The sequence below is a fragment of the Segatella albensis DSM 11370 = JCM 12258 genome (assembly GCF_000426565.1).
In the GTDB taxonomy this organism is placed as follows: domain Bacteria; phylum Bacteroidota; class Bacteroidia; order Bacteroidales; family Bacteroidaceae; genus Prevotella; species Prevotella albensis.
The window spans coordinates 12,275-25,852 of sequence record NZ_AUFP01000002.1 but is presented as its reverse complement, the minus strand read 5'-3'; the positions used below and the strand labels follow the sequence as shown (position 1 = coordinate 25,852).

Genomic DNA, 13,578 nt, shown 5'->3' with positions numbered 1-13,578 from the left:
AAGAAATAAAGGTTGCATCTGTTTGCAACCTTTATTTTTTTTAGTAATTTTGTCGTCAAAATAAGATATGCCAATGAATATTTGTATTTTCTGTGGCGCACGACCAAATTTTATCAAGGTTGCGCCAATTATAAGAGCTATTGACCGTAGTGAACACGCTGATAAACCTACATATCGACTAGTGTATGCTGGTCCTGAAAATGATTCTACTCTTGAAGAGTCTCTCTTTAATGAACTTGGAATTAAATGTCCCGACGAGTTTCTTGGAGTTGACTGTGAAAACCTTAATGAACTCACAGGTCGTGTGATGTCTCAGTTTGAACTTTATCTTCAGCAATATCCTACTGATGCAGTCATTGTCGTTGACGATTTGGCTTCTACCATGGCAGCAAGTATCGTTACCAAGAAGCAAGGCATTCTTCTGGCACATATTGCTGCAGGTACTCGTTCTTTTGATATCACCATGCCTAAGGAAATTAATCGCCTTGTTATTGATGGACTCAGCGACATCCTTTTCACTGCCGGCATCAGTAACAATTCGATAGCCAACAAGGAGGGCGCCGAACTTTCTAAAGTTTACACTGTGGGTAATATTTTGATGGATAATCTACGTTACAATCATGAGCGTATTATCAATGCTCAATTGCCTGCAGAGGTAGAAACTGCTATAACCGTTGATGGCCATCGTTGTCCTTACCTCGTGTTTACGCTCAACCGAAAAGCCCTACTTGCAGATAGCGAGAATTTATATCGTATGCTCAGCGAAATGCTTGCAGTTGCCGGCGATACACCTGTCATAGCTCCATTACGTGAACCTGCCAAACGGGCGATCATGGATTTTGCGCATCAGCGTGGGCTCGACCTGCATAATTTCCATATTGTCAGTCCTATGGGATATCTTGAGTTCTCACGTCTCACAGCCGAAGCTTTAGGTATCATCACTGATAGTGGTAATGTAGCCGAAGAAGCTACATTTAATCAGGTGGCTTGTATTACTCTCAATAGCTATACAGAGCATATCGAGACGGTGAAGGTTGGCACTAATGTATTGGTTGGTGAGGATGCAGCGCAGTTGGCCGAGGCTACCGATCGTATGGTACGTGGTGAATGGAAGAAAGCCGGGATCCCTGATCGATGGGATGGACGTACTGCTGAACGCATCATTCAGATTATGATGCAACAGAAAATCTGATCTTACATTTTACGCAGTTAACTTCGTAAGGCTACGCAGTTAACTGCGTAGACCGATGAAGTTAACTGCGTAAGCTGATATAGTTAACTACATAAAATGGTGGAGTTAACTTCGTAAAATATTCCTATAAGTAGTGGTCTACATTTTGGGTGAAAAACATCTCAAAAATGCAGATTTACTGAAATCTTTACAAATGATATTCTCTTTTCAATTATATTTGCAGCTACAGACAAGTGGTTATATATGCGATGCTATCAATGTATTGCAAGCAACTATTAATGGTTTTAGGTATAACGACTTTTTGATAGGTAAGAGATTGTGCAAAAGAATTAATCCCGGCTCTTGTTTATAGAGTCGGGATTGTTGTTATTTGGATGAAACTTCAATTAAGAGTTCATTCCGATTACATCAATAAAAAAAGAGGTGTGCTTCACAGCAGACCTCTTCTAATTATTAAAAGTATTATCTCGTAACGATTTATAGTAAGATCGTCCAAATTAATGATCGAGATTTTTATTTACCAGTTTGGTATGAAGTGTCACCAGAGGTAGCACTCTTATTAACGAGTTTGAATACCTGCAAGCGGTCGCGACCATAAGCCACGTAGATATAGCCATTGCCTAAAGCTACGTAGTTAGCTGACTTGCTAGCTTTCTTCTTGGCAACCTCACACTTGCTAGGATCTGTTTCGCCAGCCTGAACCTTTGCCTTGTCGAGGACGATGAGGCCGAATGAACCATAAGCCAGATAGATATATTTGCTATCGACAGCACAACCATTGCAGAGAGCTTTTGGCATACCTTTCTTAGCTGACTCTTCATTTGCAATGATAACATTCTTAGGCTGATAGGTGCCTACGAGATTGAATTTATTGCCGTCTATCTTGAATACCTTCAAACCATCGGTACTGGTGCAGACATATACATAGTTGCCGTCTATCTTGACAACGTTCTTACCATTGTTTGGAGCAATAGAGAAATCATTATATTTAGCTATGGCACTGTCGAGATTTACATCACTCTTGTCGTAAAGTTCGAGCTGAGCTTTTACGCGGGCGTTCTCATCGCTAGGATTCTCCAAATAGCGCAAGGTTACGATATGCTTGTCATCAGCATCGATGTGCTTAGCTCTAAGTTTGAAGAGGTTCTTGCCAGAAAGAACAGGAGCGTCACCAGAGATGTCGAAGATACGATATCCAGAGGTTGTCATTACCTCAAGATAATTACCATTGCGTATTACGCAGTTTGCATCACCGTCAGGGATAGTATCAGGATTCTCTTGACCTTTCCATTCCTTATGACCCTTCATAGAGATGAGGTTTAGAGGAAGACCAGTCTGAGATTCTGTCTCCTTAGCCTGAGTATCGAGCAGACCTTCATTGTTTAGGCCAATCCATGCCAAGATACCACTCTTGAAACGAGAGTTACCAGCGAGATAAATACGTTTGTCTGCATTGTCTACAATCAGATGGTTGTAGTCGAGTTCCTTGTTATGGTCGCAAACAAACTGGTTGAGGGTTGTCTTGTTGTTAGAAGCATCTGTAGAGAGGACTTCGATACATCCACTCTGCTTCTTACCATTCTGATGATATGACAGATAGATGTGACCGTTGGCAACCTGTACACAGGTGGCTGAAATATCGTGGGTGTGCTCTGGGTATTCTACAGAAGATACATCATCAAGTTCAGGACTTGCAGGAGTTGGGTCTTCACCCTTGTTGCTGAAGCCAGGCTTGCAGTCGTCGGCTTTGATATTTACCACATTATCCTTATTGGTAGCATCTACAGTGTTTCCGAAGAAGTCAAAATCATTATAGGTATAAGGGGTTTGATCTTTGCAGCGATAGTATGCACCGATATTCAGTGCTATACGTGCACCTTCTCCCTGAGCCTTGAAGATATAGCAGGCTTTCTGATTATCGCCATAGTTCGCAACAAATTTAGGTGCAGAAACTACAGCCAAAGCCTTGTTACCTTTTACGATGACTGAGGCATCGTTGCCGTTATTTAGGTTGGTATAAGTATCCTCTACCTTGATGAGACCTTTGTCTTCGAGTTCAATACTACTAGCAGCACTTTGGTTGAGTTCCTTACAGTGAATGTAATTTGCCCAAAGGCTAACACCGTTAGAGTTTACTTCGATTTCATTTTCAGCTTCTACCTTACAATCTGAAGCTACCAGAGCTGAACTTCCGATCAAGATGTTCTTAGCTGTGATGGCGCCACCGATATGGTTGTTACCATCGAATTTTATATCACCTGCAATTTCGAAGTTACCGAGAACGTTGACACGAGCAGTTTGGTTGAATATTTGACCGTTATAGTTGGTAGAGCTAGCTTTCACATTACCTGAAACATACAGACATCCTTGTACGGCTAGTGGCTTTTCACCTAAATTAAGGTCACCATCAATATATATTTTTTGTCCTTTGCCATATCCATTGCCAATGTATAGACCATCTGTAACTTTAAGCTTACCATAGCAATAGAGTGTGACCTGAGCGTTGCGAAGGAATGTTTGTCTTTCTTCATTAAACTTCAGAGATGCACCTTTAGGTACGATGATAGTACCTTTGCCATATACGTTGTTGAGAGTTACATCGCCATCACAGATGTGTACTTTCGCTGCGCCAAGATCAAGGTTGGCAACATTTCCATTTAATGTTGCTGCACCAGACTTGTCGAGAGTGTCATACTTAGGCATGCTGGTAAGGAGTCCCCAGTTAGAAACATTTGCAGCGCGTGTGCCTTCATTAGAACCATACATGTTAACGATGTTAGCTCCAAGACTTTTTGCATTCAGATTGTCGAGCTGTAGCCCTGTAACCTTCATTGGTTCTACCGAACCTCCACCTGTTATGGAATCGTCGCTAGAACAAGATGCTAAGGCCATTATGGCAATAGCTGATGCCACGTAAAAGTTAATTCTTTTCATTTTTACTTATATATTAAAAGTTAACTGTTTGCCATTAGTTGTTTTGTAAAGAAACACTAACAGGCAGTAGAAAAAAGTACGTATTACTTGAGTTCTTATTTTATTATTATAATCTATAGTCTACTAAGTTCTTATCCAAGAATCCCTTTACATCATAGATAAAGGCATTCTCTCCTTTGAGTTTTTCGTAGTCAAGAGTCTTGAATTCCTCATGGCTTACACAGAGTACGATAGCTTGATAGCCATCGGCAGATAATTCGGAGATGTCCTCCTTGATATTTACGCCATAATAGTCATGACATGCAGCGGCATCAGCTACAGGATCATATATATCGATATGGTTGGTGTATTGTGCAAGGTGTGCGAAAATGTCAATTACTTTTGTGTTTCTAACGTCAGGGCAATTCTCTTTGAAAGTACATCCCAAAAGTAGTATTTTGCTGTCAGCAATTGGTACATCGCGCTCGCCCATATGTACGATTACTTGGTTGGCAATGAATTGCGCCATACTATTGTTAATATTGCGCGCTGATTTCATTAAATCGCAAGAGACGCCCACGTGAGCAGCTTTGGAAATCAGATAGTAAGGGTCTACACTGATACAGTGTCCTCCAACTAGTCCCGGACGGAAGTCGAGGAAGTTCCATTTGGTGGCAGCAGCATCAATAACCTCGTTGGTATCGAGTTTTAAACTATTAAGAACTTTTGCAATCTCATTGACAAAGGCAATGTTGACATCACGTTGTGCGTTTTCGATAACCTTAGCAGCTTCTGCTACGCGAATAGAAGAAACTGGGCATGTGCCATTTTCAAGTACAGAAGAATACACTTGATCGATAAACTTAGCTGACTCCGGAGTGGAACCAGAGGTAATCTTTATGATGTTGGCAACAGTGTGCTTGGTATCTTTCGGTACAATGCGTTCCGGTGAATAGCCTACAAAGAAGTCCTCATTGTAGTGTAGGTGTGATGCTTCCTCAAGTACAGGTACGCATACTTCCTCTGTGGCACCCGGATATACCGTAGATTCATACACTACGATGTCATCTTTTTTCAGATATTTACCTACGGTCTTGGAAGCTTCGGTGACGAAGCTAAGATCAGGACGATTATGAAAGTCGATTGGTGTAGGTACAACAATGATGTAAAAGTTACAATCTCTCAATTGCTCTTCGTCAGAGGTGAGCATCATCCCTTTTTCGATGAGATGGTGAATTTGGGAGTGATTGATATGTTTATCCTCAGCCGAACTGAGCAAATGCTCAACACGTTCTGCCTTGATATCATATCCAATCAAAGGATATTTTCCGGCCAATAGGCAAGCTGTTGGTAATCCTGCATAGCCTAAACCGATAAATCCAATTTTCAAATTCTCAATAGAATTCATAAAACAGCTCTTATATATTTCTTACTTATATACTTATAATTACGTCTTGTTACAATCTATAGACAAATGTGGTTTTTGTCTTTACATTTATTCAACAAGGTGTTCTTATTATATCGCCAAAATCTTGAGTGATAAATTACAGGTTCTTGTTCCTTATATATTTGTCTGCAAAGATATATCTTTTATTTCGTAATAACAAATTTTTAACGATAAATTTGATAAATGTGCTGTTTTTTTCTGATATGTTTCTACATACGACCCTTATTGCCTCTCTAGTTGAGCTGCAATTGAAGTTTTGCGAGGATTCCAATTGTCCTTGTAAGAGCGGAAGAAGAATAGTTCGCTGGTGTGTCCGATGAGTCGGCAGATTCTAAGGAAATAACCTGTATAGAAGGTGGAGAGTGGAAGATAGAAGAATATCATCGACTCCTCATGGCGGCGCTCACTTACCAGCATGACAATACTGAAGGCTATTACCGCGAAGAAATAGCGGATGAGCCATCCTACAAGTAGTATTTCGAAGAGACGGTCGGTATATTGGAAGATGAGACCGAATATATAGAGTACCCAGACATAGTTGAAAACACAGTCGTACATGATACTTTCCATATTGGAAAGCCAGTTGACAAACGAGAAATTCTTATTTGGCAACAACATGTCTCGATGCTTTCTGAGACGGAATCGTACCAGTGAGCGAGACCAGCGTTTGCGCTGCTTGAAAAGGGCATACCATTTGGTAGGTACGTTGGTGAGGCATATAGCTTCGTTGGCAAATTTCACTTTGTGACCAGCCTTGCGTAGTTTCTGAGTAATATCACCATCCAGTCCCGGACCGATATCCCATCCTCCTACGCTCTCCAAGGTTTCTCGTTCGAAGGCACCGAAGGCTCCTGATATAATATGATAGATTTCGAGAGCACTTGTCACCATACGTCCTACTTGGATAGTCTTGAGATATTCCAGGCTCTGCATAGTGGTGCATATGGTGTCCCATGTGTTTCGCACTTTTACACATCCGCCGACACCTTTTACCTTTGGGTCGAGGTAGAACGGAATTAGAATCTTCTCGATAGCATCCCGGTCGAGTGATGAGTCGGCATCCAGATGTACGATATATTTCCCTTTAGACAGGCGTAGTCCTGCATTGGCAGCACTAGCCTTGCCGCCACGTACTGACATACGTAGGAATTTATCAATATATCCATTGCGTTCCAGATCTCGGCAAAAGAGTGGGGTCGCATCATCGCTACCATCATCAATGACGATGACTTCATAATTCTGGTAAGTCTGTTCGCGCAAACTTTTCACGAGAGTATAGATATGTTGGCCCTCATTCTTTCCCGGTACGATGATACTTACCAGTGGGCGCTCTGTGAAGAGAAGCATTCGTGCTACGGCATTATTGCGCATACGTGTGCGCCAGTGCATCTTGTAACTGATGCATATAATGATCTCCAGCAGATAATATCGCGGAAATTCTATGAAGAACAAATACCAGTAAGTATGCAGTATTGTCCATATATCGAGATTTCGCGTAAAGCATACCTCGATATCACGATATGCGTCAAGTATCATGTTGATGAGATATCTTGGCGCATTGAGCAACATATCTATGATTTGTTCATTCATGATTATTTAATAGCGCATTTTCTTGGTTTGCAGGGTCAGACTCTTTGAGTTCAAGGCGACGTAAGAACTCGTTTTCGTTATCGCCCTGTTCAAATACATAATTGTTGATGAGATGAGCACTGAATCCCTTCATCGTGAGGGCATACTCTGTGAAGATCTGCTCGATGACACTCGATGCCTGATTATATTCCTCTTCTACGTGGTCTTCATGAGCGAGGATGAGGACATAGATCTCATTATTATGGTCGGAAACCTTGACGGTGACCATCTTGGATAGCAGACTTCTGATGACATCGAAGAGTCGGTATGAACCTTGTTCGCCATTATAATTGTAAGCGTATCGGCACACGATGAGTACCTGTCCGCGATAGGATGGCATATCATTGAACGATAGGATGGCACGGGTGAAGTCGGCATATGAAGAATAACCGGAGTAAATATCCTTGCTCTCTATCTGTAGTAAGGCCTCGTCGGTGGCGAAAGCCTCGATGCCGGCACGTGTAAGCTTATATTCCCATACATCCACAGGGTTAAGAGCTTCGGGAGTGGATGTTTCGCCACAGTTTGAGCAGATTACTTTCATCTTGGATTGCAAGAATGTGTTTCCACATGTGTTACAGGTGTATACCATGGCAGGACGGTCGTAATCCACTCCGATATGGTGCAAGAACTGTTTACATTTAGGGCATCGCAATTGTCCATCATAATTGTAGGTACTCTCTGGTGATACGTTGGCACAACGGAAATGATGGATGATACTTTCCTGATGAATGTCACTACTTTGGCATTGTGGACAACTTTCGATGAAAAGCAGATGAGAATGTCCACACTTAGGACACGTATGGATGCGTTCTACGAAATGCGACTTCTCGGCATATCCCAGTTCTTCCATCTTCAAGTTGAATTTGGTACGCTCTTCAACTTGCAGAGTCTCTTGGTTGTCGTACCATGAAAGGTAGAGCTCTGAGTAACCACGAGCAAGACCACGAATGGTAGAGTTGGTGAAACTGATTCGTCCACGTGTAATCTCATATTTGATAAATGACGCATAGAAACGTGCTGAGGTAGCACTCGCATCTGTAAGCACACGACGAATGTTATACTTCTCGATATTTGAATAAGTTTGCTCGATAAAATCGGTGAAACTCTTATCATAAGGAGTAGAACAGTATCCATCTATCAGATTACTGGCAAAGTGCATGAAATCGTGAAGCGACAAAGTGGCGAAGCGAGGTTTGAGATAACATTTTACGACGCGCATCGGTGAAGTCCATCTCACAATGAGTCGGTTCTCCTCATAGGAACGGTGCGAGATGTTGATGTATATAGCATCGAAATCCTCATCGTGGAGTGACGGTTCACGGTCGATATCTATCAATTTGTTGATGATAAGAATATGTCGCCCGTTTACATTGGTAATAATCTGATAACTATATGTTTTGTCCATCGTGGTATCTCCTTTCGCGTTGCTTTTTGATTTGTAACTGGATAGCTTTCTCTGTATTAGGTGTTACGGTACGTCCGTTGATGTACCAATAATCGGTGAAGTTACCCTTATATCCATTATCAAGATTCTTGATTTTTATTCTTACAGGAACGTGGTCTACAGCCGCCCAAAGAGGCATCACCTGATTAGGCAGAGGTTCGAAGACTACGATGACTACCGTATAGATGTGTGACAGACTGTTGCGGAGTTCTTTTGGCAACTCTTCTGTTCGTACACCTAATAGTGAAACCTTAGCTTTGAATTGTACATCGTCGTTGACGATGATATCAGCTATTGTATTATTGTTGACAGTATTCATCTTGTCGGTAGGCACATATGCTACCACCTGCATATTGCTTTTTTGGAAATTGATAGGTTGGAGCTGTAGGATAGGATCCTCCTTGAATGCCGGTGAGAAAGGAGTTGTCCAGAATTTCGTTACCACAGCACTATCCTTAGCAATAGCATATCGAATGGCACTTGAATACTTGTTGTAGAAACATCGAAATACGACAGCATCGCTGCTCTCACCTTTACATCGGCTATATCCTGTGCGGTGCATGGCAATGCGTGTCTCTTGGCCGATGCGTCGATATACATTATCCTTGCTGAGAGCCGCTTTCAGTTGTTCCTGAGCTACAGCGAGCTCACGTTGAAGGTCGAGCTTATGAGAGTTGTCTGAAAGTCCGAAACGGATGTCGTGATCTTCCTTGGCAATCTGTTTGCGAAGTTCCTGTATTCTTACTCGTATTACATTAGCATCAGATCCATTCACTCCTTGTTGTAATCGGGCAGTACGATCGGCTATGACGACCCCCGGTTCTTGGTTTAGATTCTCCTGATCCAGAATATTACTGAGATACATATAAGAATAAAGAGTATCGCCAGGGAGGACGAAGTCACCAACCTTCTTATAGTGGTCAAAGACATAAATGTCGTCGATAGCCTTATAGTTTTCATAATCAGTCTGCACATAGCCATCGAATTCACTATATATCAGTTTCTGGGCAACATAGAATCCCAGTATGATGAGCAAGAAGATGACGATGAAAGAGAAAACAATTTGTTGTTTGGCAAGTTTCCTTTTCCGAGCAGTGATGATTTGCTCTAGATTTTCATCTCCTGATTGTCCGTTGAAATTAAATGATCTCATTTTAATACAGTTTTAATAAGAAACCGACTTATTGGTTGATTGATAATATAAGCCTGTAGGTCGACTAAGCGTTCGTCACGTTGGTATACAAAGGATAGCATGCGTTCCCAAGAGGAAAGATAGGCATTATATTCCTGTAGTCGTTGCAATCTTGAGTAATTGTTTCCAAGTGCGTTTCGGTAAGCCTTGTTGCGTATGTCAAGATAGGCTTTAAGCTTTTTCATACGTTGGTATTCGCCACGGATATTATTGTTGTAACTTGCTATCTCTGTGAAAATTAATTTCAGTTGTTTCTCAATAGCCGAGGTGGTTTGTGTATATTGTGCATCGATAACATCTTGGCGTGCTACAATAGCCTTACGTTTCTTGGAGGTATCGAAAGAAAGAGGTATACGCCATGAGATGCCGACATCAAAATTCTGAGTGTTGTGCGCCTTATACCTATTATAATATGACAATCGTGCAAAAGGCATGATATGAGTTGTACTTAAGAAATCTGTGTTTTCTAGTTCCGCCTGTAAAACCTCTCTTTGAAGGGCAAGTCGACGTACATCGTAATAGTAGCTGCGGATATAAGAGAGCACGGATGTCGTATCGATGGCGATGTTGTCGGGCATCTGTGGAATTCGTGGTTGATACACAGAATCCGCCTCGATAGAAATAATTTGTCGGTCAAGTTCTGCCTTTTCAGAGATTAATTTCAGAAGTTCATCACTCGAAATGGATTCTGTTTTAAGAAGATAATTTTGAGTGGAAGTGAGTAGCGCTAGATTGAGACTATGCTCCTTTAATACTCCTAGGAGATAGCTATAATCGATGCGGCGGATGCGGACATGCTCATCGGCGATAGTCTCGAGGAGTGCATCCCGTTCGTATTGCATTCGTTCGAGTTCGTTACGCGTTGTGATGAGCTTAATTTTCTGTTTACGTTTATAGTAAGAACTTTGAAAGAAATCCCAGTTTACCTCTACTTGTGCTTTGGCATTATATGCGACCAAAGGATCGTCGGGGTCATAGCTCAAGCCTTTGCCTGGTCGTACATATAACTGTCCTGTAGTCTGCAATCCATTTTGTGCTTTTAGGGCATCAATATCAGCCTTATTGAGTTTATGGAAAACATCATCCGGAACAGCGTGAACAGACATCATCTGCCCACCTTGAATGTTAGAATTCTTTCTCCCTAGATTAGCCAGTAAAGAATCCATAACGGTATAACGTTGTTTGAATTTCCCTAAAAGGTTATTGCCAGTATGGACTTCCTGTGCTTGAATCGATAGGAGAATAGAAACTAGTGCTACAAAGATAGTAACTCTCTTTTTGTTCATACTTAAGTAATTATGCGCTTAGTCGCCACGCATTCGTTCTAATTTTAACTAAAATTCTATAATTTGTTCTTATCGTCAGTTAAAGGGATATATGTTGCGCGCGTATCCCCATAAGATTTCACTTTCTCCTGCAAAAGTATATATTTAATTTTGAAATTCAAAGTTTTTCAGCTAAAGAATATCGTTTTAAGTTAAAAAATGTTTTCTCTGAACTTTAGTTATCAGAATTAATTGTTATTTTTGTATCATTATTATATTCGTGTATATCTCTGTAGGGGGAGACGTACAAAAAGCAAAATTATAAAAGTAAAACGATATGAATAAAGTTTTCACGGTAAATGGAATGAAGTGTGAGCATTGCGCCACAAAGGTAGAAAATGCTATCAAGAATCTGAATGGTGTAAATAGCGCAAAAGTGGATTTGGCCAATCATGATGTTACTGTAGATTTTGAAGAGGAAAAGGTCAAGGATACCGATATTCAGAATGCAGTAAATGACCTTGGAAAGTTCGAATTGATACTCTAATCAGCAAGAATAATGTTATTGAAGAAGACAGTTCCTGTCATAGGAATGGCATGTTCTGCCTGTTCGGCAAATGTAGAACGTAAGTTGAATACTTTGGAAGGTATCAAGTATGCCTCTGTCAGTTTACCCAGCAGAACTGCATTGATAGAATATGACGAGAGAATCATCACGCTCCAGCAGATAAAGAGTGAGATTAGCGCCATTGGATACGATCTTGTCATAGAAGAAGATCGCAAGACAGATGAAATAGAAAGACAGTATTATCGGAATCTTCGTTTCAAGACCATACTTAGTTGGGTGTTCTCTGTGTTGATTATGGCATTCTCCATGAGATGGATTTCTTGTGGTTCCGACCTGATGTCGAATCTCCTGTCGATGCTTATCGCTATATTCAATATCGCGATTTGCGGATGGACTTTCTATCGTACAGCATGGAAACAACTAATGCACGTTGCTGCGAACATGGATACTTTAGTGGCGTTGTCAACGGGAATTTCTCTAGTGTTTAGTATCTTCAATACCTTCTGGGGAGATGAGGTATGGGGGACTAGAGGAATCGTATGGCATACCTACTATGATGCATCGGCCATGATTATTACCTTTGTCCTCACAGGAAGACTTCTTGAGGGAAAAGCACGGGATGGTATGACCTCGAGTATCCGAAATTTGATGGGACTGGCACCTAAGACAGCACATATCGTAGAGGATGGTAAGATAGAAGAGATTCCCATATCGACAATAGAAAAAGGTGACGTCCTGGAAGTAAGAGCTGGTGAGAAAATACCTGTAGATGGAGAAGTGATATCAGCAGAGAGTTTCATGACAGCAGATGCTGCCTATGTTGACGAGAGTATGATAACGGGAGAACCAACCCCTGTCGAGAAAAGAAAAGGGGCCCGAGTGATGGCCGGTACCATCCCAAGTCAAGGTAAATTTAGAATGAGGGCAAGGATGATCGGCGAAGATACTGCTCTTGCACATATTATCAAGATGGTGCAGGAAGCACAAGGTTCTAAAGCACCAGTACAAAGAATCGTCGATCGTTTAGCTTTAGTATTCGTACCAACTGTTGCATTTGCATCTCTTGTCACCTTCTTGTTATGGTGGTTACTAGGTGGGAATGAAGCATTGCCCCATGCCATCTTGTCTGCGGTAGCGGTATTGGTGATTGCGTGCCCGTGTGCAATGGGATTAGCAACGCCGACAGCCATGATGATCGGTATTGGAAAAGCTGCCGAAAAACAGATATTTATCAAAGATGCTACAGCTTTGGAAAAATTATGTAAGGTGGATGCTCTCGTGACCGACAAGACAGGGACACTTACCATTCCTAACAAGAATGTTGACTTTACCAAAAACGAAACTCTTTCTCTTGAGGATCGTGAGAAGATGAAGCCACATGCTCAAGAGGTTATGAGACAATTAAGACGAGATGGTATCGACGTATATATGATGAGTGGTGATAAGGATGAGGCTGTCGCGTATTGGGCGGAGCAAGCCGGTATCATTCATTATCAAAGTTGTGTGATGCCCGGAGATAAGGAGAACTTGGTAAGAACATTACAGAGCGAAGGAAAAACTGTAGCCATGATAGGGGATGGCGTCAACGACACACAAGCCTTGGCTATGGCAGATGTGAGCATTGCGATTGGTAAGGGTACCGATGTCGCAATGGATGTCGCTCAGGTAGTTTTGATGGGAAACGACTTGCAAACGATTACTAACGCCATTCATCTAAGCCGGAAAACGGTAAAGATGATTCGTGAAAACCTATTTTGGGCCTTTATCTATAATATAATATGTATCCCTGTTGCTGCGGGAGTATTATATATGTTTGGTATAGATTTCCAGATAACTCCTACATGGGCGAGTGCTCTGATGGCATTTTCAAGTGTGAGTGTCATACTGAATTCATTACGACTTAAGTTTTTCTAGTATCATTCAAC

General features: G+C 41.5%; 9 protein-coding genes. 3 read left to right on the top strand and 6 right to left on the bottom strand.

Annotated features, from left to right (window positions below):
• Nucleotides 1-73 precede the first annotated feature (73 nt).
• A complete protein-coding gene (locus tag K333_RS0101660) occupies nucleotides 74-1,192 on the top strand; it encodes a UDP-N-acetyl glucosamine 2-epimerase (protein WP_024989192.1) in 1,119 nt (372 codons plus the stop codon).
• 513 nt (nucleotides 1,193-1,705) lie between these two features.
• Here the strand turns inward: K333_RS0101660 and K333_RS0101655 are convergent.
• From K333_RS0101655 to K333_RS0101630, 6 genes are all read right to left on the bottom strand, one after another.
• Complete coding sequence (locus K333_RS0101655) at nucleotides 1,706-4,126, bottom strand: LVIVD repeat-containing protein (RefSeq protein ID WP_154652962.1); 2,421 nt, start codon at nucleotides 4,124-4,126, stop codon at nucleotides 1,706-1,708.
• Nucleotides 4,127-4,232: 106 nt separating this feature from the next.
• Nucleotides 4,233-5,504: a nucleotide sugar dehydrogenase gene (locus K333_RS0101650; protein WP_024989194.1), complete on the bottom strand. Its 1,272-nt coding sequence runs from the start codon at nucleotides 5,502-5,504 to the stop codon at nucleotides 4,233-4,235.
• A gap of 270 nt (nucleotides 5,505-5,774) precedes the next feature.
• The gene (locus tag K333_RS0101645; protein WP_238314227.1) at nucleotides 5,775-7,142 is read right to left on the bottom strand and encodes a glycosyltransferase family 2 protein; all 1,368 of its coding nucleotides are present in this window, start codon (nucleotides 7,140-7,142) and stop codon (nucleotides 5,775-5,777) included.
• Nucleotides 7,135-8,589, bottom strand: a complete 1,455-nt coding sequence (locus K333_RS11690) for a TackOD1 domain-containing metal-binding protein (RefSeq protein ID WP_024989196.1) — start codon at nucleotides 8,587-8,589, stop codon at nucleotides 7,135-7,137. Before K333_RS11690 ends, K333_RS0101645 begins: the two co-directional genes overlap by 8 nt.
• The gene (locus K333_RS0101635; RefSeq protein WP_024989197.1) at nucleotides 8,573-9,781 is read right to left on the bottom strand and encodes a hypothetical protein; all 1,209 of its coding nucleotides are present in this window, start codon (nucleotides 9,779-9,781) and stop codon (nucleotides 8,573-8,575) included. The genes K333_RS11690 and K333_RS0101635 overlap by 17 nt, the downstream gene beginning before the upstream one ends.
• Nucleotides 9,778-11,106 carry a hypothetical protein gene (locus K333_RS0101630; RefSeq protein WP_024989198.1) on the bottom strand — a complete coding sequence of 443 codons (1,329 nt, stop codon included), beginning with the start codon at nucleotides 11,104-11,106 and terminating at the stop codon, nucleotides 9,778-9,780. Before K333_RS0101630 ends, K333_RS0101635 begins: the two co-directional genes overlap by 4 nt.
• A 316-nt stretch (nucleotides 11,107-11,422) precedes the next feature.
• Here K333_RS0101630 and K333_RS0101625 point away from each other — a divergent pair, with 316 nt between their 5' ends.
• Entirely contained in the window at nucleotides 11,423-11,632 is a 210-nt protein-coding gene (locus K333_RS0101625; RefSeq protein ID WP_024989199.1) for a heavy-metal-associated domain-containing protein, read from the top strand.
• Nucleotides 11,633-11,650: 18 nt separating this feature from the next.
• Nucleotides 11,651-13,567 carry a heavy metal translocating P-type ATPase gene (locus K333_RS0101620; protein WP_027452252.1) on the top strand — a complete coding sequence of 639 codons (1,917 nt, stop codon included), beginning with the start codon at nucleotides 11,651-11,653 and terminating at the stop codon, nucleotides 13,565-13,567.
• Nucleotides 13,568-13,578: the final 11 nt, after the last annotated feature.

What these genes read in the sequence shown, in the direction of transcription:
- K333_RS0101630 (WP_024989198.1), bottom strand. Translation starts at nt 11,106, where the DNA reads ATGAACAAAAAGAGAGTTACTATCTTTGTAGCACTAGTTTCTATTCTC.
- K333_RS0101635 (WP_024989197.1), bottom strand. Translation starts at nt 9,781, where the DNA reads ATGAGATCATTTAATTTCAACGGACAATCAGGAGATGAAAATCTAGAG.
- K333_RS0101625 (WP_024989199.1), top strand. Translation starts at nt 11,423, where the DNA reads ATGAATAAAGTTTTCACGGTAAATGGAATGAAGTGTGAGCATTGCGCC.
- K333_RS0101660 (WP_024989192.1), top strand. Translation starts at nt 74, where the DNA reads ATGAATATTTGTATTTTCTGTGGCGCACGACCAAATTTTATCAAGGTT.
- K333_RS11690 (WP_024989196.1), bottom strand. Translation starts at nt 8,589, where the DNA reads ATGGACAAAACATATAGTTATCAGATTATTACCAATGTAAACGGGCGA.
- K333_RS0101645 (WP_238314227.1), bottom strand. Translation starts at nt 7,142, where the DNA reads ATGAATGAACAAATCATAGATATGTTGCTCAATGCGCCAAGATATCTC.
- K333_RS0101655 (WP_154652962.1), bottom strand. Translation starts at nt 4,126, where the DNA reads ATGAAAAGAATTAACTTTTACGTGGCATCAGCTATTGCCATAATGGCC.